Below are 21,098 nucleotides of genomic sequence, written 5' to 3'. Positions count from 1 at the left end.
GGCACGATGCAACCCGGTGCCATGACATGGCAGGAGGTGGACATGAATGCACAAGCACTGGTGGATGAGCGCGGCGAGCTATGGCTGGCGCTGGCTCCACTGTGGCTGGACCGCGAGCCCAGCGAACGCGAGTTCGCCCGTATGGTGGCGGTGATAGAGCGCCACGAGCTGACGCTGCACGAACTGGAGTGGATCTTTCGCCTGGAACTGGCGCCGGTGATGTCGCGCAATCAGATGTCGATCGCCGGGCGCTGGCGCGATTTCGACGACTACCAGTTGATGCAACAGCTGGTGGCCCACAACCTCAAGCTCAAGGGGTGGCGACGCAAGAGCTGGGCGCTGTTCTCGGGGCTGACCACCATGATGACCCGCCATCGCTGGAACGAGCTGATCGCCCGGGTGATGATGGAACGCGGCGAAGCACCGCACTCCTGAAGTAGAGGCACATGAGTTAGAGGCGGAAGTCCTCATCCAGCGCCTGCTCCAGCGCGCGTTCGAGCTCCGGCCCGCTCTCGCGGGGCGAGAAGCGCTGCAACACCCTGCCGTCCCGCGCCACCAGGAACTTGGTGAAGTTCCACTTGACCATGCCGGTACCCATCACCCCGGGCGCCTGGCGCTTGAGCTCGACGAACAGGGGATGAGCGCCGCGCCCGTTGACCTTGACCTTCTCCATGACCGGAAAGGTCACCCCATACTGGCTGGAACTGAAGGCGCAGAAGTCCAGGGCCGTTTCCGGCGACTGACGCGCGAACTGATTGCAGGGAAAGGCCAGTACGGTAAAGCCACGGTCGCGGTGACTGCGATAGAGGCGCTCCAGCTCGCCGAGCTGAGGCGTGTAACCGCAGCGACTGGCCACGTTCACGATCAGCAGCACCTGCCCTTGCAGGGCACGCAGGTTGAAGGGCTCGCCGCGGAAGGTACGGCACTCGTGTTCGTGGATGGCCATGTCTGCCTGCCTCGCTGTCACCTATCCCACGCCACGTTTTACACGTAGCACCTCTCAGCGCATCGCGGCAACCTTTCGCTGGGGTTTGCCCAGAGAAGCGTCATTCGCACGCCGGCTCCAAGCCTACCGGTAAGCGGCAACCAGGTCACGCCCGCTGCGCGTTGACCGACCCGGAACGACTGACCATGCTGCAAGCACGAGGCACGACGGCGCCCAAGGAGAACCTGCATGCGCGACAACGCCCCTCGCAGCCGACTGACCACCCATGAGGTGGTCAACCAACCCGACACGCCCGGCGACAGCGACCTGTTCGCCGGCGACCTGCCACTGCGTGAAGCGCTGGAGCGCGAAGCCCCCGCCTGGGTCCGCCAGCGCCTGGCATCGCTGGGGCGCGAAGCGGGCAGCCTCCACGTACAGGCGTTGGGCGAACAGGCCAACCGCCACCCACCGGAACTGGCTCTGTTCGACCGCCACGGCCGACGGCTGGACGAGGTGCGCTATCACCCCGCCTACCACGAACTGATGCACCTGGCCATCGACAACGGCTGGCACGCCGTGGCCTGGCAGGAGGAAGGCCGCGGCGGCCATCAGGCCCATATCGCCGCGCTCTACCTGCTGACCCAGGCCGAGCCCGGCTTCTGCTGCCCGGTGACCATGACCCACGCCGCCATGCCGGTGCTGCGCCGCAGCCCCGACATCGAAGCGGCATGGGCGCCGGGGCTGCTGGCCAACGCCTACGACCCGCGCCCGCTTCCTGCCGAGCAAAAGCGCGGGCTCACCTTCGGCATGGCCATGACCGAGAAACAGGGCGGCAGCGACGTGCGCCGCAACACCACCCGCGCTGAGCGCGACGGCGAAGGCTGGCGGCTCACCGGTCACAAGTGGTTCTGCAGTGCGCCGATGTCCGACGCCTTCCTCACCCTGGCCCAGACCGACGCGGGACTGACCTGCTTCCTGGCGCCGCGCTTCACGCCGGACGGCGAGCGCAACGCCATCGAGCTCCAGCGCCTGAAGGAGAAGTGCGGCAACCGCGCCAACGCCTCTGCCGAGATCGAGTATCGCAGCGCCTGGGCAAGCCTGGTCGGCGAGCCCGGCCGTGGAGTGGCCACCATTATCGACATGGTGCAACAGACCCGACTCGATGCCGCCACCGCCCCGGTCGGCATGATGCGCCAGGCCTTGGTCGAGGCGTGGCGCCACGTACGCGGTCGCCACGCCTTCGGTCGCCTGCTGGCGGAGCAGCCGCTGATGCAGGCGGTCATCGCCGATCTGGCGCTGGAGGTAGAAGCCGGTGTGGCACTGGTCATGCGCGCCGCGCGCGCCTTCGACGGCGACGCTCGCGGCGAGGCACACGAAACGGCCCTGGCCCGAGTGCTGCCCACCCTGGCCAAGTACTGGCACAACAAGCGCGGGCCCGGCTTCATGGCCGAGGCCATGGAGTGCCTGGGCGGCATCGGCTATGTCGAAGAGGCGCCGCTGGCCAGGCTCTATCGGGAAGCGCCGGTCAACTCGATCTGGGAAGGCTCGGGCAACGTGATCTGTCTGGATCTGCTGCGGGTACTGGCGCGACACCCCGAATCGATCGCCGCCCTGCGTGACGAGCTGCGCGCCGCCCAGGGCCTGCAACAGGATCTCGATCTGGCCTTGGCCGGCCTGGAACACGACCTGGCGCTGCCCGCCGAGACGCTGGAGCCCCGCGCCCGCTGGCTGACCCAGCGTCTGGCACAGAGCCTGCAGGGCGCGCTGCTGCTACGCCATGCACCGGCCGAGGTGGCCGAGACCTTCTGTCGCTCGCGCCTCGGCGTGGAAGCCAGCCCGGCCTATGGCGTGCTGCCGGCCGGTTCGCCGCTGGCGGAGATTCTGGCGCGAATCGGCGACTGATCGGATGCCAGCAGCGGAATCTCCTCGGCCGGTACCGGGCGTGACAGCCCGAAGCCCTGCACATGGGTGCAGCCGAAGCGTGCCAGGGTCGGCAGGCAATCGAGCTCCTCGACCCCTTCGGCCACCACGCGGATACCGAGGCGCCGACCGAGCAGGGCAATGGCCTCGACGATGGCGGCATCCTGCACGTCCTGCTGCACGTGCCGCACGAAACTGCGGTCGATCTTCAGCTCGCTGATCGGCAGCATCTGCAGACGCAAAAGCGACGAGAAGCCGACACCGAAATCGTCCACCGCCACCTCCATGCCGCTGAGGTGCAGTCGAGCCGCAATCTCCGAGCCCAGCAGCTCATCGTCCATGGCCGCCGTCTCGGTGATCTCGAGCACCACCAGCGGCGAATCGTCCGGGGTCAGCTGGCGCGTCAGCGCCGGCAGTTGGGCCTCCATCAGATCGTCGGCAGTGACGTTGACCGAGATCGACAGAATCACCCCTTGCTCGCGCCAGCGCCGGGCGTCGAGCAGCGCCTGCTCGAGCACGTGACAGGTGAGCCGGCGGCTCTGGCCGGCCGTGAGCATGGGCAGAAAGCTGGCCGGGCCGATCAGGCCGATTTGCGGATGCGCCCAGCGTACCAGCGCCTCGACCCCGCTAAGGCGCCCGGTCGCCAGCTCGAACTGCGGCTGGTAGTGCACGGTGAGCTCGTGGCGCTGCAGCGCCGACTCCAGTTCATTGGCGGAAAAGAAGGGGCTGTCCTCGGGCACGATGGCCGGCTTGCAGCCGGGACGCAGCCGATCCAGACGCTGCCTGAGCTCGGTCAGGCGCATCGGCTTGTCCAGTGAACCGAGCATCTGCAACCCTAGGGTCTGACCGACCCGTTCGGCGATGCGCGAGATCTTTCGTTCGACACCGCCCAGCAGCAGCACCCAGCCGGCGAAGCGCTGACGGGCCAGCAGGCGCAGCAGCTCGATGCCGTCCGGGTCGCCGAATTCGAGCCCCATGATCACCAGTTGCGGGGCACACTCGTCGAGCTCGGCGAGCAGCGCATCGGCGCGTCGATAGCAGCGACTCTCGAGGCCCAGGACATGCAGTTGGAGGGAGAGGACCGCCACCACATCCGGGTCCTCGTCGAGCACCATGACCAGCGCCCGCTCTTCTTCCACCTCGGAGAAAACGTTCATCAGGGGGACTCGTTCTCGAATTATTCTGAGACTACCATCATCCCTGATGCACAGCCGGTTCACTTCTCAACGCGTCCACTCAACTCAACCCAGCGCACCGCTCAGCCAAGGGGGCCCGCCACCACTCGCAGCGCGAGCGCCAGCAGCATGACGCCGGTGATACGGTGGATCCAGTGCGCTCGTGCCTGCAGCCAGGGCAGCACGCGTGAATGCGTCAACGAAACCGCCACCAGCACGTACCAGCCGCCGTCGATGACCATCGCCGTGAGCACGATGACCGCCTTGGCGGTCACGGACATGTCCGGCGTGACGAACTGACTGAGCAGGGCAACGAAGAACAGGATCAACTTGGGATTGCCCAGCGCGACCAGCATGCCCTCGCGCGCCGCCTGGCGGCGGGTGGTCGCCACCCCGGCGGCCTCGAGCGCCGCAGCCCTGCCGGCGCGCAGCGCCTTGATGCCGAGCCAGGCCAGATAGGCCGCACCGGCCCAGGTGATCGCCTGGAACAGGGTGGGGAAGCGCACGATCAGCGCGCCCAGCCCCAGCACCGTGAGCAACGCATAGAAGCCCACCCCCAGGGCATGGGACAGCGCCGCCACGATCCCCGGCGCGCGCCCACCGCCGAGGGTGTGGCGCAGCACCAGCGCCAGGCTCGGCCCCGGCGACATCGCCCCCATGGCGCACACGGCCACCAGCGACATCCATAAGGAAAGCGGCACTGCCCTGCTCCTCTGTGACTATACGATAGCGACGCTGATGCCACCTCAACGGTGGAACTGCCCCTCGCGCTCGGGCTGCCACAGGATCGCGTCGATGCGCAGGCGCGCCTCGCCGCCGCCGGGCAGCGGCCAGTCGATCTCGTCGCCGATACGCAAGCCGATGAGCCCGGCCCCGATGGGTGCCATCACCGAGATGCCGTCTTCGGTCGTGGCCAGCGCATGGGGATAGACCAGCGTGCGTATCATCTGACGGTTACGTGTCAGATCGGTGAACTGCACCTGGCTGTTCATGCTGACGACATCCTCCGGAATGTCTTCCGGGTCGATCACCTCGCCGCGCTCGAGCTCCTCTTCGAGGCAGTCGGCCACGAAGCGATCCTTGTCGTCGGCCTGGTCGATCAGGCGCTGCAGCCGCTCTGCGTCCAGGCGGTTGATGATGATGGGGGGACGAGATGACATACAACCTCCTTGGCACCGGCAGCGCCGCTTATGGGATTGATGGCTGCCGGCCATGCAACGAAAACAGCCCTTCGCCCCGACGGGAGAAGGACTGTGACTCTAACTATGGTAAGCCCAAGCCCGATGAAAGTCAGGCCCGAGCGAGAGCTGCGTGAGGGATCAGCCGCCCGGTCGACGCCCCGAGGTGGCCAGCACCACGATACCCACCGCGGCCAGCGCCATGCCCACGAACGCCGCCGGATTCCACGCCTGCCAGCCGTAAAGCGCCATTGCCAGCCCGAGCGCCACCAGCACCCAGGCAAATGTCTTCACACCCATTCCACAGTCCTCAGCTCCGAGTATAGGCTTCAGCATGCAGCGGATAGGGAGGTACATCAAGGAAAGTGCAAATAGCGACGCCCAGCGGCGGCATGATGCGTCGCTCAATCAGCCCTGCCGCGGGGCGTTGACGCGCACCTGGCTCACGACCTCAAGTGGCAGGATGCGTCAGGTCGTGAAAGTGAATGCCTGTCGCCTTGATGACGGCCGTCATGGTACGCAGGGTAGGGTTTCCCTTTGGCGACAGCGCCCGATAGAGGCTTTCACGCGAGACCTTGGCCCGCTCGGCAACGACAGCCATACCGCCCTGGGCTTCCACCACGTGGCGCAGCGCCATCAGGAAGGCAGACTCCCCGCCCTCTTCATCCAGCTCGTCAAAAGCGGTACGCAGATACTCAACGACCATTTCTGGATCGTTGCGCAACATTTCGACCACCGCCTCGTCGTGGCTTCTCATCTTTGGGTCCTCCTTCGGTGATCCGCCAGAAATGTCTTGGCCTGCTCGATATCGGCCTGTTGGCGTTTCTTGGTACCACCGATCAACAGCACCACCAGTCGCTTGCCTACCTTGGCGTAATACACGCGGTAACCAGCGCCATAGTCGATTCGCAGCTCAAGCACTCCATCGCCAACGGCCTTGGTGTCCCCGGCATTGCCGGCAGCCAAGCGGTTAAGGCGGGTCAGCACGCGCATGGCAGCCTGACGATCCTTGGCCTTGGTAGCATCCAGCAAGCTTGGAAGGGATCGTAGCCGTCGGCAGTGAGATAATGGGTGAGCTCCATCATCAGGAGCATTGTAGCTTAAAAGCTACAAAAAGAAAGTTCGAGGAGACGTGCCCAAGCTTCGGAAGCCCAAAACGCAAAACAGCCGCCCATAAGCGACTGTTTCAATGACTATTTTTCGATGGTACCGGCGGTCGGACTCGAACCGACAAGGGCTTGCACCCGGCGGATTTTGAATCCGCTGCGTCTACCAATTCCGCCACGCCGGCAGCGCCGAGCATTATACGTGGCCGGTGCGGCAGGTCAATCGGCGGGCCTGACGCGAAGGCCGTTTTTCGGTATCCTGCCGGCTGTTTGCGGCTGCCCGGCAGCCGCTCGTTTCGACCTTATTGCGGACCCCTGCATGCAGCGCGCCGACTTCCATTACGAGCTCCCCGAGGAGCTGATCGCCCGCTACCCCTCCGAGCGGCGCAGCGACTGTCGTCTGCTGTGCGTGGACGGCGAGAGCGGCGAGCTGGCCCACCGCCGCTTTACCGACCTGCTCGAGCTGCTCGAGCCCGGCGACCTGCTGGTGTTCAACGACACCCGCGTGATCCCGGCGCGGCTGCACGGCCACAAGGCCAGCGGCGGCAAGGTGGAGATGCTGCTCGAGCGACCGCTCGACGCCCACCGCGGGCTGGCCCACATCCGTTCCAGCAAGTCGCCCAAGCCCGGCACCGAGCTGATCTTCGAGGGCGACGTGCGCGCCGTGGTCGAGGGCCGCCGCGAGGCGCTGTTCGAACTGCGCTTTCTCGGTGAGAGGCGGCTGATCGAACTGCTGGAGCGCCACGGCCACATGCCGCTGCCGCCCTACATCGACCGCGCCGACGAGCTCGCCGACCGCGACCGCTACCAGACCGTCTACGCCCGTCGCGACGGCGCCGTGGCCGCCCCCACCGCCGGGCTGCACTTCGACGAACCGCTGCTGGAACGCCTGGCGGCGAAGGGAGTCGAAAGTGCCTTCGTCACCCTGCACGTAGGCGCCGGAACCTTCCAGCCGGTGCGCGCCGACGACATCCGCGAGCACAAGATGCACAGCGAGTGGATCGAGGTGAACGAAGCGGCCTGCGCCAAGGTACGCGCCGCCCAGGCCGCCGGACGCCGGGTGATCGCGGTGGGCACCACCAGCGTGCGTTGCCTGGAGAGCGCCTGCGCCAAGAGCGCCGATGGCGCCATCGCCCCCTACAGCGGCGAGACCGACATCTATATCTATCCCGGCTACGAGTGGCGCTGCGTGGACAACCTGATCACCAACTTCCACCTGCCCGAGTCGACCCTGCTGATGCTGGTCTCCTCGTTCGCCGGCTACGAGACGATCATGGCGGCCTATCGCGAAGCCGTGGCCGAGCGCTATGCCTTCTTCAGCTATGGCGACGCCATGCTGTTGAGCCGCAAGCGCTCCTGAGCCGAATCGTTCCGAACCCAAAGAATGGCTGATCCGCAGGGCGTCCACGGTTTCGGCGCCTTGCAGTAGAGAAGAGAACTCCATGCGCAACGAATGCTTCATGTCCTTCGAGCGGCTGGCCAGCGACGGCCGGGCACGTCGCGGGCGCCTCACCTTCCCCCGCGGCACCGTGGAGACGCCGGCCTTCATGCCGGTGGGCACCTACGGCACGGTCAAGGGCATGACGCCCAAATCGGTCGAAGAGATCGGCGCCGAGATCATCCTCGGCAACACCTTTCACCTGTGGCTGCGCCCGGGCACCGAGGTGATCGAGGCCCACGGCGACCTGCACGACTTCGCCCAGTGGCACAAACCGATTCTCACCGACTCCGGCGGCTTCCAGGTCTTCTCGCTGGGTGAGATGCGCAAGATCACCGAGGAGGGCGTTCACTTCCGCTCGCCGGTGGATGGCGCCAAGGTGTTCATGGGCCCTGAGGAGTCGATGGCGGTGCAGCGTTCGCTGGGCTCCGACGTGGTGATGATCTTCGACGAGTGCACCCCCTACCCGGCCACCGAGAAGGAAGCCGAGGTTTCCATGGAGCGCTCGCTGCGCTGGGCCAGGCGCTCACGCGATGCCCATGGCAGCTCGCCCTCGGCGCTGTTCGGCATCATCCAGGGCGGCATGTACCCGGAGCTGCGCCGGCGTTCGTTGGAGGGGTTGATGGAGATCGGCTTCGACGGCCTGGCCATCGGCGGGCTCTCCGTGGGCGAGCCCAAGGAAGAGATGATCGGGGTGCTGAACTATTTGCCCGAGTGGATGCCAGAGGAGTATCCGCGCTACCTGATGGGCGTGGGCAAGCCAGAGGACCTGGTGGAGGGCGTACGCCGAGGGGTCGACATGTTCGACTGCGTGATGCCTACCCGCAACGCACGCAACGGCCACCTGTTCACCGCCGCCGGTACGATCAAGATCCGCAACGCCAAGCACCGCCACGACACTCGCCCGCTGGAAGATGACTGCGACTGCTATACCTGCCAGAACTTCTCCCGCAGCTACCTGCACCACCTGGACCGCTGCGGCGAAATGCTCGGCTCGATGCTCAATACCATCCACAACTTGCGCTATTATCAGCGCCTGATGGCCGGTTTGCGCGGTGCCATCGAAGCGGGTACATTGGCTGACTTCGTGGCAGGCTACTATGCGCAGCGGGGGCTGCCGGTACCTGACGCACCGGATTGAACGACCGGCCGGTGGCGCCAGCTCGACGGGCCACCGGCCGACGGCAACACGCTCACTCGCGACTTAACTTACCTCAGGAGATACGCTTCTCATGCTGGACTTCTTCATCTCTCCGGCCATGGCTCAGGACGCCGGTGCCGCAGGCGGCGGCATGGCCCAGATCATCATGCTGGTCGGTTTCGTGCTGATCTTCTACTTCCTGCTGTGGCGCCCCCAGGCCAAGCGGGCCAAGCAGCATCGCGAGCTGGTCGGCGGCCTGTCCAAGGGCGACGAGGTAGTGATCGGCGGCGGCCTGGTAGGGCGCATCACCAAGGTGAGCGACGAGTTCATCACCCTGGAAGTGGCCGAGAACACCGAAGTCAACGTACAGAAAAATGCCGTGGCCAACGTGCTGCCCAAGGGCACCATCAAGTCCATCTGACGTCGACGCTCCTCGCCCTTGCCGTTGGCTCTTCCCGAGCCGGGTAACGGCGGGGGTCGCCTGGCGGCCGGGTGTTCCCTTCTCGACCGGAAGCGGACATGCGGCCGCGCTGCCGTCCCGTAGCCTTCTATACGCAACCTAGGCAGGGCTCCCATGCTCAACCGTTATCCCTTGTGGAAGTATCTGCTGATACTCATCGTGCTCATTGGCGGCGTCGTCTACTCGCTGCCCAATCTGTACCCCGAAGATCCGGCCGTGCAGATCAGCAGCGTTCAGGGCGACACCACCCTGGATGAGGCACAGCTCGAGCGCGTCCAGCAGACCCTTCGCGATGCCGGCATCGGCATCAAGGCCGTGGAGCGCGACGACACCAGCGTGCTGATCCGCCTCGACGATGCCGACCACCAGCTGCGCACGCGCGACCTGTTGACCGATCAGCTCGGCGACGACTTCGTGGTGGCGCTGAATCTGGCCGAATCCACCCCCGGCTGGCTGCAGAACCTTGCCGCTTCGCCCATGACCCTCGGCCTCGACCTGCGCGGCGGTGTGCACTTCCTGCTCGAGGTCGACATGGACGCCGCCGTGACCCAGCGCCTCGAGGTCAACGCCAGCGCCATGCGCGAGCAGCTGCGCAGCGAACGTATCCGCTACCGCGGCACCGACATCGACGGCCGCACGCTGACCATCACCTTCACCAACGACGAAGACCGCGATACGGCACGCCGGCTGATCAGCCGCGAGTTCCGCGATTTCGACTTCGCCAGCGAGCAGGACGGCCGCGCTTCGCTGCTGGTAATGACGCTGACCGATCAGGCGGTGAACGAGATCCAGGACTATGCCATCAACCAGAACCTCACCACCCTGCGCAACCGGGTGGACGAGCTGGGTGTGGCGGAGCCGCTGGTACAGCGCCAGGGCCCGGACCGGATCGTGGTCGAGCTGCCCGGCGTGCAGGACACCGTAGCCGCCAAGCGCGTGGTGGGCGCCACCGCCAACCTGGAGTTCCGCCTCGAGGCGCGCCCGGACACGCCGGACGCCGAGACCGAGACCTTCGCCTTCCGCAACAACCCGAACCGCACCGCCGACCTGATGCGTGACGTGATCATCACCGGCGACAGCGTCTCCAGTGCCAACCGTAGTTTCGACGAGAACGGTCGCCCCCAGGTCAACATCAACCTCGACGGCACCGGCGGCACGCTGATGAATCGCGCCACCCGCACCAACATCGGGCGCAACATGGCGGTGCTGTTCATCGAGCACAAGACCCGTGACCGGGTGGTGATGGAGGATGGCGAAGAGGTCACCGTGCGCGAGCCCTATACCGAGCGCGGCCTGATCAGCCTGGCTACCATCCAGAGCGCACTGGGCAACAGCTTCCGCATCACCGGGCTCGACTCGCCCACCGAGGCGGCCGAGCTGGCTCTGCTGCTGCGCTCCGGCTCGCTGGCGGCACCGATCTACTTCGTCCAGGAGCGTACCATCGGTCCGAGCCTGGGGGCGGAGAACATCGCCCGCGGGGTGATGTCGGTGCAGATCGGCCTGGTACTGGTCGTGCTGTTCATGCTGATCCGCTACAAGGTGTTCGGCGTCTTCGCCAACGTGGCGCTGGCGCTGAACCTGACCCTGCTGATCGCTGCCATGTCACTGCTCGGCGCCACCCTGACGCTGCCGGGCATTGCCGGTATCGTGCTGACGCTGGGCATGGCAGTGGACGCCAACGTACTGATATTCGAGCGAATACGCGAAGAGCTGCGCAACGGACTGTCGATACAGCAGGCCATTCATGCCGGCTACGAACGCGCCTTCAGCTCGATCGTCGACGCCAACATCACCACCCTGCTGGTGGCGGTCATTCTGTTCTCGATCGGCACCGGCCCGGTCAGGGGCTTCGCCGTGACCCTGTCGCTGGGGATCATCACCTCGCTGTTCACCGCTCTGCTGGTGACCCGAGCCATGGTGAACCTCACCTACGGCGGCAAACCGGTCAAGAAGCTCTGGATCTAAGGCTCACCAACTTGAGGTGGTTATGAAAACCCTCGTCAATCGACAGTTCGACTTCATGGGCAAGCGCCGTATCGCCTTCGCGATCTCGGCCCTGCTGCTCGTGGCGTCGATCGTCTCGCTGCTGTTCCAGCAGCTCAACCTGGGGTTGGACTTCACCGGCGGCACCCTGGTAGAAGTCCGCTATACCGTGGCCCCGTCGCTGGATGCCATTCGCCAGGTGCTCGAACAGGCCGGCTTCCGCGATGTCTCGGTGCAGACCTTCGGCGCCTCCACCGAGGTGCTGATCCGTCTGCAGCAGGCCTTCGAGCCCGATGTCGGCGACCAGGTCGTCGCCCTGCTGCGCGCCGATGGCGATACCGTCGAGCTAGTACGCGCCGAGTTCGTCGGTGCTCAGGTCGGCGAGCAGCTGCGCGACCAGAGCGGTCTGGGACTGCTGGTGGCCCTGGGCGTGGTGATGCTCTATGTGGCCTTCCGCTTCCAGTACAAGTTCGCCATCGGCGCCGTGCTAGCGCTGTTCCACGACGTACTGATCGTGGTCGGCATCTTCTCGCTGTTCCAGCTCGACTTCGATCTCACCGTGCTGGCGGCACTGCTGGCGGTGATCGGCTACTCGCTCAACGACACCATCGTCGTCTACGACCGCATCCGCGAGACGATCCGCACCTCGCGCATCGACGACATGCCGGCGATCTTCAACGAAGCGATCAACCTTACCCTGTCACGCACGCTGGCGACGTCTGGTACCACCTTGCTGGTGCTGATGGCGCTGCTGCTGCTGGGCGGCGACATGATCCACCACTTCTCCATCGCCCTGATCCTCGGCGTGGTCGTGGGTACCTTCTCCTCCATCTACGTGGCGGCCGCCCTGCTGCTCGCCGTGAAGCTGGAGCGCAAGGACCTGATTCCGCCGAAGAAGGAGGAGCACGAGGAAGAGGAGCAGCTTCCCTAGGAAAGCATTTGATCTGTAACGCAAACCGCCCCCGCAGCAGTGCCGCGGGGGCGGTTTCGTTTCGGGTTGTGTCGCCGCTCAGAAATGCGGCTTGAGCTGCTGCACCAGGGCCTTGTACAGGCGCGGACCGGCGGCCATCAGCTGGCCTTCCGCCTCGACGCTGGGCTGGCCGTCAGGAGTGCCCATCAGCGCACCGGCCTCCTTGAGCAGCAGGGTGCCGACCAGGCGGTCCTGCTCCTCCAGGCCGAGCACGAAGGCGGCGTCGACACGGCCGGCAGCCAGCTCGGCCATGTCGAGCAGGCCGCTGCCGGTGGCCAAGTGCGCCTCGACCTGGGGGCCGAGCTGCTGAATCAGGGTCAGATAGGTGGGCAGGTGCCGTGCGCGCTGCCAGCTTTCGGGCAGGCTCATGGCGATGCGTGTGCCGAGGATGGCGCTGGCCTTGGGCACGCGAATGCGCTTGCCGTTGTGCTGGGCGCCGCGACCGCGACTGGTCAGGTACTCGTCGTCGCTGTAGGGGCAGATCACCACCGCATGCTCCGGGCGGCCCTTGTCCAGGCACACCACCGACAGGGCAAAGCCGCTGCCGGCCACGCCCAGGCTGGAATAGCCATGGAAGGGCTCGATGCGCCATTCGATGTCCCGCCCTTCGCCTTCACCGGCACGGTGAGGCGTGAAGCGGCCCACGACCCCGTGCTGGGGGTAGCCGCGGTTGAGCTGACGCACGATCAGCGTCTCGGCGTTGCGGGCAGTGTCCTCGAGCAGGCGCTCGAGATTGTGTTCCTCGTGAGCGTTCTCGATGCGCTCACGAATGCGCAAGAACTGTTCGGCGGCGCTGCGCGTGGCACGCAGGGCGAATTGGACCATCGGATGCATGATCGGGCCTTGGAGCGTCGGTGATGTTAAAGAACAGGCTAGTTCGAACGTGGCCTTCGGGTCGAAGGGAGCTGCACGGCCGAACGCGTGGCGCGCATCCTAGCAGAATCGCCCGCCACGCGCCATTGCCACCGGCAGGCGTGGTAAACTCGGCGGCTCGCTTTCTTTCATACGGCAAAGGCAGCCCCGCATGCTCGAGCGCATTCGTATCGTGCTGATCGGCACCAGTCATCCCGGCAATATCGGCGCCACCGCGCGCGCCATGCACAACATGGGGCTTGGCGACCTGGCCCTTGTCTCACCGCGCTGCGAGCCGCTGACCAGCGAGAGCATCTCGCGCGCCTCGGGGGCCGACCATATCGTGCACGCCGCCCGGGTGGTCGAGACCCTGGAGGAAGCCGTCGCCGACTGCACCCTGGCGGTGGGAGCCAGCGCCCGCTCGCGCACCCTGCCGTGGCCGATGATCACCCCGCGCGCGCTGGGCGAGCGGCTGCCGACCGAACTCGCCGGCCCCGAGTCGCGGGTGGCGCTGGTGTTCGGCCGCGAGGACAGCGGGCTCTCCAACGCCGAGCTGCAGCGCTGCCACGCCCACGTGCACATCCCCACCAACCCGGACTTCAGTTCGCTCAACCTGGCTGCCGCCGTGCAGGTACTGGCCTACGAGTGCCGCCTGGCCTGGCTCGCCGCCGCTGGAGCCGAGGCGGAGCAGGAAGAGGAGCCGCACCAGCCGCTGGCCAGCCATGAGGAACTGGAGCACTATTTCGCTCACCTGGAACGCACCCTGATCGCCATCGGCTTTCACGACCCGGCGTTGCCGCGCCAACTGATGGCCAGGCTGCGGCGCTTCACCCTGCGCGCACGCCCCGAGCGCATGGAGCTGAACATCCTGCGCGGTATGCTCACGGCCACCGAGAAGTGTGCCGCCGGGCGCCCGAGTGCCGACCAGGCAGTCGCTACACCCCGGGCCGACCAAGACGGCGACGGCAAAGCGTAGCGACGCATCCGGGCCGCACCGAAAAATCCTTGAACGCTGCCCGGCGCGCCCCCATATGATGAGTCTGTTACCGATTCCCGCCGCCAGGCCGCCTCACCGTCACCAAGGACCGCTGCATGTTTCAACGACTGCGCGAGGACATCAACAGCGTTTTTGACCGCGATCCGGCGGCACGCAACTTCCTGGAAGTGCTCACCAACTATCCGGGACTGCATGCGCTGCTGCTGCACCGCCTGGCCCATTGGCTGTGGCACAAGCGCCTCAAGTGGCTGGCCCGCACCCTGTCGACCTTCTCGCGCTGGCTCACCGGCATCGAGATCCATCCCGGGGCGAAGATCGGCCGGCGCTTCTTCATCGACCACGGCATGGGCGTGGTGATCGGCGAGACCGCCGAGGTGGGCGACGACGTCACTCTCTACCAGGGCGTCACCCTGGGCGGCACCAGCTGGAACAAGGGCAAGCGCCATCCGACGCTCGAAGACGGCGTCATCGTCGGCGCCGGCGCCAAGATCCTCGGCCCCTTCACCGTCGGTACCGGCGCCAAGATCGGCTCCAACGCGGTGGTGACAAAGGAGGTACCGGCCGGCGCCACGGTGGTGGGCATCCCCGGCAAGATCGTCAAGCGAGCCGATCCGGATGCCGCCGAGGTGCTGGAGGTCGACCCGGAGCGCCGCGAAGCGATGCGCCGCAAGTTCGGCTTCGACGCCTACGGCGTGAGCGAAGACATGCCCGACCCGGTGGCGCGCTCGATCCAGGCCATGCTCGACCACATGCATGCCGTGGACGAACGCATCGAGCGCATGTGCAGCACCCTGCGCAAGCTCGACGCCAGCTACCGCGAGGGCAAGCTGCCGGAGCTGCGCGACGAGGACTTCGCCGATATCCTTTCCGATGTCGACGCCTGCTGCGGCCCCACCGCCGGTTCCAGAACCGAGCATGATGGAGATCAAGGCAACGGCGAGCCCCCTCGCGGCAATGGTTGACCTTGGCAGTCGGGCTTTACCATAATGGCCTTTCATCCTTGCTCGCCGCTGGCGGCGGGCCGTTTCGCCCCGCCCGACCGAGGGCCGAGGTACGCTACCCGATGCGTCTGAAGAGCCTGCCATGCGTTTGACTACCAAGGGACGCTACGCCGTCACCGCCATGCTCGACCTGGCCCTGAACGCAGACAAGGGCGCCATCTCGCTGGCCGATATCGCGCGGCGCCAGGAGATCTCCCTGCCCTATCTGGAGCAGCTCTTCGCGCGCCTGCGGCGTGCCGGACTGGTCAACAGCGTGCGTGGCCCCGGCGGCGGCTACCTGCTGGCGGTCCCCGCTGCGGAAATCTCGGTGTCGCGAGTCATCGACGCCGTCGACGAATCGGTCGACGCCACGCGCTGCCAGGGGCTGTCGGACTGCCAGCAGGGCGACACCTGCCTGACCCACCATCTGTGGTGCGAACTTTCCGACCAGATCCGCGGCTTTCTCGACGGCATCACTCTCGGACAGCTGGTCGATCACGGCGACGTACGCCGCATCGCGGCTCGCCAGAGCGCCCGTCACGACGCCAACACCATCCTGACCTCTTCGCCCTGATCGTTCGGCACGAGGAGCAGACCGGAGAATTCCGCGAGACAATGAGCGCACTCGTCTATCTCGACTATGCCGCCACCACCCCGGTCGACCCGCGCGTCGCCGAGGTCATGCAGCGCCATCTGACCCTGGACGGCATCTTCGCCAATCCCGCTTCGCGCAGCCACATGCTGGGCTGGCAGGCAGAACAGGCGGTGGAGAACGCCCGGCGCCAGGTCGCCGACCTGATCGCCGCCGACCCGCGCGAGATCGTCTGGACCAGCGGCGCCACCGAGGCCGACAATCTGGCCCTGATCGGCTTCATGCGTGCCAATCGCGAACGCGGCCGGCATCTGGTGACCTCGATCGTCGAGCACAAGGCGGTAGTGGACACTGCCACAGCGCTCGAACGGGAGGGCTTCGAGGTCACCTGGCTGACGCCCGGCAGCGATGGTCGTATCCAGCCCGAGCAGCTGCGCGAGGCCATGCGCCCCGACACCGCACTGGTCTCGCTGATGGCGGTCAACAACGAGCTGGGCTGCATCCACGACCTGGCGGCACTGGCCGAGGTGGCACATGCCGGCGGCGCGGCGTTTCACGTCGATGCCGCTCAGGGGACGGGCCGCATCGACCTCGACGTGAGCCGACTGGGCATCGACCTGATGTCCCTCTCCGGCCACAAGGCCTACGGCCCCAAGGGTATCGGCGCGCTCTACGTGCGGCGCAGCCCCGACATCCGCATCGAGCCGCTGATCCATGGCGGCGGCCACGAGCGCGGCATGCGCTCCGGCACCCTGGCCACCCATCAGATCGTCGGCATGGGCGAAGCCTTCCAGCTGGCTGCCGCCGAAGGCGAAGCCGATCAGGCACGCATCCTGGCGCTGCGGAACCGACTGCTCGATGGACTGTCGGAGCTGGACGGCATCCATTGCAACACCGCCATCGACGTGGCGGTGCCCAACATTCTCAACCTGGCCTTCGAGGGTGTGGACGGCGAATCGCTGCTGATGGCCCTGCGCAGCATTGCCCTGTCGACCGGTTCGGCATGCAACTCCGCCAGCGTAGAGCCATCCTATGTATTGAAGGGCATCGGCGTGCCGCGCGCGCTGGCACTGGCCTCGTTGCGTTTCAGTTTCGGCCGCTTCACCGACGAGACCGACATCGAGGCCGCGCTCGAGGCCTTGCGTCATGCCCTACCGGGCCTGAGACGCTGATCGCCGCTCAGCCACTTTGCTGCAGGAGTACCAACATGGCGCACCTTTCGATTACCCCCTCAGCCGCCGAACAGATTCAGCGGGCGCTGGCGGAACGCGGGCATGGTCTTGGCCTGCGGGTTTCGGTCAAGCCCAGCGGCTGCTCCGGCTACAGCTACGTGCTCGACTTCGCCGACCAGGCGGCCAATGACGACGCGGTGTTCGAGGAGCACGGCGTGACCGTCTTCGTCACCCCCGAGGCGTTGCCGATGCTCGACGGCAGCGAAGTCGACTACGTCTCGGAGGGGCTCAACCGCTTCTTCCGCTTCAACAACCCGAACGTGAAGGATCAGTGTGGGTGCGGTGAGAGCTTCACCGTCTGAAGAAACGCTGCACAAGTGTCTGCGCGGGCAAATCGCTGCGTTGCGCGCTGCTCGACATCCTTACCTAGTACCGCATAGGCTCCGGTGTCTGCGCTGCGTGCGCCTTACGCTTCACTCCGCTCGCCGACTTGTGCAGCGTTTCTTTCCGCAGGAGTGGCGATTGTTCAACGCCTGCCGGCAGCGGTATACTCTGCGCCCATCGATGGCGCCGCCTGGCGATGACCCGGCGACACCGAACGCATTGGATTTCTATTGGCGCCGCGCCGTACCGACACCTCACCGGTGGGCGGGTGCGGCGTGGCGCTGCACCCTTGCATCTTCAGCTCCATCACACTGCAACCAAGAGGCCCTCATGGCAACCGAACGTACCCTGTCCATCATCAAGCCCGACGCCGTCGCCAAGAATGCCATCGGCGAGATCATCTCCCGCTTCGAGAAGGCCGGCCTCAAGGTCGTTGCCGCCAAGATGCTGCACCTCTCCGAAGAGCAGGCCGGCGGCTTCTACGCCGAGCACAAGGAGCGTCCCTTCTTCAAGGATCTGGTGGGCTTCATGACCTCCGGACCGGTGGTGGTGCAGGTACTGGAAGGCGACGACGCCATCGCCAAGAACCGCGACCTGATGGGTGCCACCAACCCGAAGGAGGCCGCGCCGGGCACCATCCGCGCCGACTTCGCCGAGACCATCGACGCCAATGCCGTACACGGCTCCGACTCGCCGGCCTCCGCCGAGCGTGAGGTGGCCTACTTCTTCAGCGCCGACGAGATCTGTCCCCGCTAAGCCACCCAGGCCAGGCACTTTTCGCGGGGGCGCTCACGCCCCCGCTCCCGCCCTGCCCCGATCTGCGTGATGCCATGACCGCCACCACCGCCCAACGTATCAATCTGCTCGGCCTGACTCGCGAGGAGATGGAAGCCTTCTTCCTCTCCATCGGCGAGAAGAAGTTCCGCGCCGCCCAGGTGATGAAGTGGATTCATCACGAGGGCTGCGACGACTTCGAGGCCATGACCAACCTTTCCAAGGCGCTGCGTCAGCGGCTCGCCGAAGTGGCCGAGATTCGCGGCCCCGGCGTGGTCTATGAAGGCACCTCCAGCGACGGTACCCGCAAGTGGGTGCTGGAAGTGGAGGACGGTAGTTACGTGGAAACGGTGCTGATCCCGGCCGACAACGGCAAGCGCCGCACCCTGTGCGTATCGTCACAGGTGGGCTGCTCGCTCGACTGCAGCTTCTGCTCCACCGGCAAGCAGGGCTTTCAGCGCAACCTCACCGCCGCCGAGATCATCGGCCAGGTGTGGGTCGCCCAGCGCAGCGTGGGGCCGCGCAAGGATACCGCCAATCGTCCGGTCACCAACGTGGTGATGATGGGCATGGGCGAACCGCTGATGAACTACGACAACGTCGTGCCGGCCATGAAGCTGATGCTCGACGACAACGGCTACGGCCTCTCCAAGCGTCGTGTCACCCTCTCGACCTCGGGAGTGGTACCGATGCTCGACCGGCTCGGCGACGAGCTCGACGTGAGCCTGGCGATCTCGCTCCACGCCGCCACCGACGAGCTGCGCAACGAGCTGGTGCCGCTCAACCGCAAGTACAACATCCGCACCCTGCTGGACGCCTGTCATCGCTACCTGGCCAAGTGCGACGACACCCGCATGGTCACCGTCGAATACACCGTGATCAAGGACGTCAACGACCAACAGGAGCACGCCCAGCAGCTGGCCGAGCTGCTGCGCGAGCTGCCGTGCAAGATCAACCTGATTCCGTTCAACCCGTTCCCCCATTCGGGCTACGAGAAACCGTCACGCAACCAGGTGATGCGCTTCCAGCAGTGGCTTTACGAGCTGGGCTACACGGCACCGATCCGCACCACCCGCGGCGACGACATCGATGCCGCCTGCGGCCAACTGGTGGGTCGCGTCAAGGATCGCACCCGGCGTCATGAGCGCTACATTCGCTCGATCCAGATCGACGCCGACTGAAGCGGCGGGCTGCCTTGACTTCAACTCGTCACGGCGCTTTGATGAACAGGCTTTTTTCGTCCCTGGCCAGCGCCGCTCGGGCGCCAGGCAAGCGAAACATCCACAGCCCGACAGGCCCGACCATGAGGATGCCATGACGCGCTTCCCCAACCTGCCAAGCCGATGCCCCCCGCTGGTCGCCATGGCGGTCGTGTCGTTGTGGCTTTCCGGCTGTGCCAGCCAACCCGAGCAGCAGGCCGAGGCAGACCCGACGGAAGCTTTCACCCAGTTGGGCATGGCCTACCTGGAGCGCAACAATCTGCCGCGGGCCATGTCCGCGCTCAACCGCGCCCTGGAACGCGCGCCCAACGACCCCGAGGCGCTGCAGGCCATGGCCATCGTCTATCAGCGCCAGGGCGAACGGCAGCAGGCCGACGAGACGTTCCAGCGGGCCATCGCCGCGGCACCGAACAACAGCCGCGCACGCAACAATTATGCCGTCTTTCTTTATGAACAGGGGCAGGTACGGCGCGCCTGCGAGCAGCTCGAGGCAGCTTCCAAGGATACCCGCTATGCCAACCGAGCCCAGCTGTTCACCAACCTGGGCCAGTGCCAGTGGGAGCTTGGCGAGATCGACCAGGCACGCCACAGCCTGGAGCGCGCCCGCAGCCTCGAACCGCGCAATCCCAGGAGCTACTTCACCCTGGCTGAACTGGAGCTGGAACAGGGCAACCCCGACCGCGCCAGGCAACAGCTGGAGATATTCGTGGGGCTTGCCGGCATGACGCCGGAAGCCCAGGCGCTGGCCCGACAAATCGCCGCCAACGCACCGAACATGACCGTCACCCCCGGCTCTGACAACCAGCGTGACGCACATTGATCAACGATTCCAAGACTGAAGGATGCTCAGCCATGAGCGATAACCAAGATATCGATGCCGTCGGCCTCGGATCCCAGGCCTCTCCCGGGGAGATGCTTCGCCGAGAGCGTGAAACGCAAGGCCTGTCGCGGGAAGAGGTTGCCACGGCGCTGAACCTGCGCCCCGCCGTGGTTACCGGCATGGAAGAGGACAACTACGAGCAGGTGCCGGTGGCCACCTATCGCCGCGGCTACCTGCGCGCCTATGCCCGTCTGCTGGGCATCGACGACCGCCCCGTGCTGCAGGCCTATACGGACCGCTTCGGCTCCCAGGAGAGCGAGCAGCGGGTCACCCCGGTACAGGTCACCAAGCCGCCATCGCGCATCGGCGCCTGGCTGTTCAAGCTCGTTACGCTGTTGGTGATTGCCGGCCTGATCGGCCTGACCCTGGTGTGGTGGCAGAGCCGCGACGGCAACCAACCGCCCGCCGTCGACGATGGCGAACCGGTATCGGTCGAGACCCTCGACGGCACCACCACCATCGAGGAAGAGCCGCGCCCCGAGGTCGAGGAAGCGCTGCCGCCGGTGCCGCTCGAAGGCGTCGACCCGATGAACGAAGAGGTCGCACGACCCTTCGGCGAAGTCGACCCCAGCGGCGCCCAGGCCCTGCTGGCCCAGACCGGCGAAGCGACGGCCGACGAGGAAGAGGCCATCGTCGAGGAGGCTACCGCCCAGGATATCGTCGTCGAGGAGGAGCCCGAAGCGACCGACGTGGCGGCGCCTGCCGACCGCACCGTGCTGCAGCTGACCTTCAACGAGCAGTCCTGGACCGAGATCTTCGACGCCACCAACAGCCGTGTTTTCGTCGGCCTTCAGGAACCCGGCACCACCGCGACCGTCGAAGGAGAGCCACCGTTCCGCCTGACCATCGGCAATGCCACCGGCGTCGAACTGAGCTGGGCCGGCGAGCGCATCGACCTGCGCGCTCGCGCCGGCGCCAACAACGTCGCCCGTTTCACCCTGGGAGAGTGAC

At 66.1% G+C, this 21,098-nt stretch carries 24 protein-coding genes and 1 tRNA gene; 16 read left to right on the top strand and 9 right to left on the bottom strand.

Features of this window, described 5'->3' with window-relative positions:
• The first annotated feature begins 42 nt into the window (after positions 1–42).
• Positions 43–435 carry a DUF7079 family protein gene (locus C4S71_RS05525; protein WP_086508147.1) on the top strand — a complete coding sequence of 131 codons (393 nt, stop codon included), beginning with the start codon at positions 43–45 and terminating at the stop codon, positions 433–435.
• A 16-nt stretch (positions 436–451) separates the two neighbouring features.
• On the opposite strand, the gene C4S71_RS05520 is transcribed toward C4S71_RS05525, so the two are convergent.
• Entirely contained in the window at positions 452–946 is a 495-nt protein-coding gene (locus C4S71_RS05520) for a glutathione peroxidase (RefSeq protein WP_086508146.1), read from the bottom strand.
• A gap of 228 nt (positions 947–1,174) precedes the next feature.
• Here C4S71_RS05520 and C4S71_RS05515 point away from each other — a divergent pair, with 228 nt between their 5' ends.
• Complete coding sequence (locus C4S71_RS05515) at positions 1,175–2,827, top strand: acyl-CoA dehydrogenase family protein (protein ID WP_086508145.1); 1,653 nt, start codon at positions 1,175–1,177, stop codon at positions 2,825–2,827.
• On the opposite strand, the gene C4S71_RS05510 is transcribed toward C4S71_RS05515, so the two are convergent.
• The 7 genes from C4S71_RS05510 to C4S71_RS05485 form a co-directional block, all read right to left on the bottom strand.
• Positions 2,767–4,002 (bottom strand): EAL domain-containing response regulator, encoded by a 1,236-nt coding sequence (locus C4S71_RS05510; RefSeq protein WP_103968477.1) that lies wholly within the window; start codon positions 4,000–4,002, stop codon positions 2,767–2,769. The genes C4S71_RS05515 and C4S71_RS05510 overlap by 61 nt on opposite strands.
• Positions 4,003–4,103: 101 nt before the next feature.
• A complete protein-coding gene (locus C4S71_RS05505) occupies positions 4,104–4,721 on the bottom strand; it encodes a LysE family translocator (protein WP_103968476.1) in 618 nt (205 codons plus the stop codon).
• A gap of 45 nt (positions 4,722–4,766) precedes the next feature.
• Positions 4,767–5,180: a nucleoside diphosphate kinase regulator gene (gene rnk, locus C4S71_RS05500; RefSeq protein ID WP_086508142.1), complete on the bottom strand. Its 414-nt coding sequence runs from the start codon at positions 5,178–5,180 to the stop codon at positions 4,767–4,769.
• Positions 5,181–5,339: 159 nt separating this feature from the next.
• Positions 5,340–5,498 carry a hypothetical protein gene (locus C4S71_RS22460; protein WP_160113357.1) on the bottom strand — a complete coding sequence of 53 codons (159 nt, stop codon included), beginning with the start codon at positions 5,496–5,498 and terminating at the stop codon, positions 5,340–5,342.
• Positions 5,499–5,649: 151 nt separating this feature from the next.
• Complete coding sequence (locus C4S71_RS05495) at positions 5,650–5,955, bottom strand: addiction module antidote protein (RefSeq protein WP_103968475.1); 306 nt, start codon at positions 5,953–5,955, stop codon at positions 5,650–5,652.
• The gene (locus C4S71_RS05490) at positions 5,952–6,191 is read right to left on the bottom strand and encodes a type II toxin-antitoxin system RelE/ParE family toxin (protein WP_234250242.1); all 240 of its coding nucleotides are present in this window, start codon (positions 6,189–6,191) and stop codon (positions 5,952–5,954) included. Before C4S71_RS05490 ends, C4S71_RS05495 begins: the two co-directional genes overlap by 4 nt.
• 211 nt (positions 6,192–6,402) lie before the next feature.
• Positions 6,403–6,489 (bottom strand) — tRNA-Leu (locus C4S71_RS05485).
• Positions 6,490–6,623: 134 nt separating this feature from the next.
• Between C4S71_RS05485 and queA the strand changes: the two genes are divergently transcribed.
• From queA to secF, 5 genes are all read left to right on the top strand, one after another.
• Positions 6,624–7,664, top strand: coding sequence for a tRNA preQ1(34) S-adenosylmethionine ribosyltransferase-isomerase QueA (queA, locus tag C4S71_RS05480; protein ID WP_103968474.1), 1,041 nt, complete (start codon positions 6,624–6,626; stop codon positions 7,662–7,664).
• A gap of 100 nt (positions 7,665–7,764) precedes the next feature.
• The gene (tgt, locus tag C4S71_RS05475; protein WP_200825244.1) at positions 7,765–8,883 is read left to right on the top strand and encodes a tRNA guanosine(34) transglycosylase Tgt; all 1,119 of its coding nucleotides are present in this window, start codon (positions 7,765–7,767) and stop codon (positions 8,881–8,883) included.
• 91 nt (positions 8,884–8,974) lie between these two features.
• A complete protein-coding gene (yajC, locus tag C4S71_RS05470; RefSeq protein WP_086508139.1) occupies positions 8,975–9,304 on the top strand; it encodes a preprotein translocase subunit YajC in 330 nt (109 codons plus the stop codon).
• A gap of 153 nt (positions 9,305–9,457) precedes the next feature.
• Positions 9,458–11,308: a protein translocase subunit SecD gene (gene secD / locus C4S71_RS05465; RefSeq protein WP_086508138.1), complete on the top strand. Its 1,851-nt coding sequence runs from the start codon at positions 9,458–9,460 to the stop codon at positions 11,306–11,308.
• Between the two features lie 22 nt (positions 11,309–11,330).
• Positions 11,331–12,257 carry a protein translocase subunit SecF gene (gene secF / locus C4S71_RS05460; protein ID WP_103968472.1) on the top strand — a complete coding sequence of 309 codons (927 nt, stop codon included), beginning with the start codon at positions 11,331–11,333 and terminating at the stop codon, positions 12,255–12,257.
• A gap of 78 nt (positions 12,258–12,335) precedes the next feature.
• Here secF and C4S71_RS05455 read toward each other — a convergent pair whose 3' ends face one another.
• Positions 12,336–13,130: an inositol monophosphatase family protein gene (locus tag C4S71_RS05455; RefSeq protein WP_086508136.1), complete on the bottom strand. Its 795-nt coding sequence runs from the start codon at positions 13,128–13,130 to the stop codon at positions 12,336–12,338.
• A 190-nt stretch (positions 13,131–13,320) separates the two neighbouring features.
• Here C4S71_RS05455 and trmJ point away from each other — a divergent pair, with 190 nt between their 5' ends.
• The 9 genes from trmJ (at position 13,321) to C4S71_RS05410 (ending at position 21,097) form a co-directional block, all read left to right on the top strand.
• Positions 13,321–14,124 (top strand): tRNA (cytosine(32)/uridine(32)-2'-O)-methyltransferase TrmJ, encoded by an 804-nt coding sequence (trmJ, locus tag C4S71_RS05450; RefSeq protein ID WP_103968471.1) that lies wholly within the window; start codon positions 13,321–13,323, stop codon positions 14,122–14,124.
• A gap of 116 nt (positions 14,125–14,240) precedes the next feature.
• Positions 14,241–15,107, top strand: coding sequence for a serine O-acetyltransferase (gene cysE, locus C4S71_RS05445; RefSeq protein ID WP_086508134.1), 867 nt, complete (start codon positions 14,241–14,243; stop codon positions 15,105–15,107).
• A gap of 121 nt (positions 15,108–15,228) precedes the next feature.
• Positions 15,229–15,699, top strand: a complete 471-nt coding sequence (locus tag C4S71_RS05440; protein WP_103968470.1) for a Fe-S cluster assembly transcription factor — start codon at positions 15,229–15,231, stop codon at positions 15,697–15,699.
• Positions 15,700–15,740: 41 nt separating this feature from the next.
• Entirely contained in the window at positions 15,741–16,889 is a 1,149-nt protein-coding gene (locus tag C4S71_RS05435; RefSeq protein ID WP_086508132.1) for an aminotransferase class V-fold PLP-dependent enzyme, read from the top strand.
• 35 nt (positions 16,890–16,924) lie between these two features.
• Positions 16,925–17,251, top strand: coding sequence for a HesB/IscA family protein (locus C4S71_RS05430; RefSeq protein WP_086508131.1), 327 nt, complete (start codon positions 16,925–16,927; stop codon positions 17,249–17,251).
• A 352-nt stretch (positions 17,252–17,603) separates the two neighbouring features.
• The gene (gene ndk / locus C4S71_RS05425) at positions 17,604–18,029 is read left to right on the top strand and encodes a nucleoside-diphosphate kinase (RefSeq protein WP_086508130.1); all 426 of its coding nucleotides are present in this window, start codon (positions 17,604–17,606) and stop codon (positions 18,027–18,029) included.
• 74 nt (positions 18,030–18,103) lie between these two features.
• Positions 18,104–19,228 (top strand): dual-specificity RNA methyltransferase RlmN, encoded by a 1,125-nt coding sequence (rlmN, locus tag C4S71_RS05420; protein ID WP_086508129.1) that lies wholly within the window; start codon positions 18,104–18,106, stop codon positions 19,226–19,228.
• A gap of 133 nt (positions 19,229–19,361) precedes the next feature.
• A complete protein-coding gene (gene pilW / locus C4S71_RS05415; protein WP_103968469.1) occupies positions 19,362–20,087 on the top strand; it encodes a type IV pilus biogenesis/stability protein PilW in 726 nt (241 codons plus the stop codon).
• Positions 20,088–20,119: 32 nt separating this feature from the next.
• Entirely contained in the window at positions 20,120–21,097 is a 978-nt protein-coding gene (locus C4S71_RS05410; protein WP_086508127.1) for a RodZ domain-containing protein, read from the top strand.
• The last annotated feature ends 1 nt before the right edge of the window (position 21,098 follow it).

Source organism: Billgrantia desiderata (genome assembly GCF_900108215.1).
GTDB lineage: Bacteria > Pseudomonadota > Gammaproteobacteria > Pseudomonadales > Halomonadaceae > Halomonas > Halomonas desiderata.
This window is presented reverse-complemented; position numbering and strand designations above follow the sequence as displayed.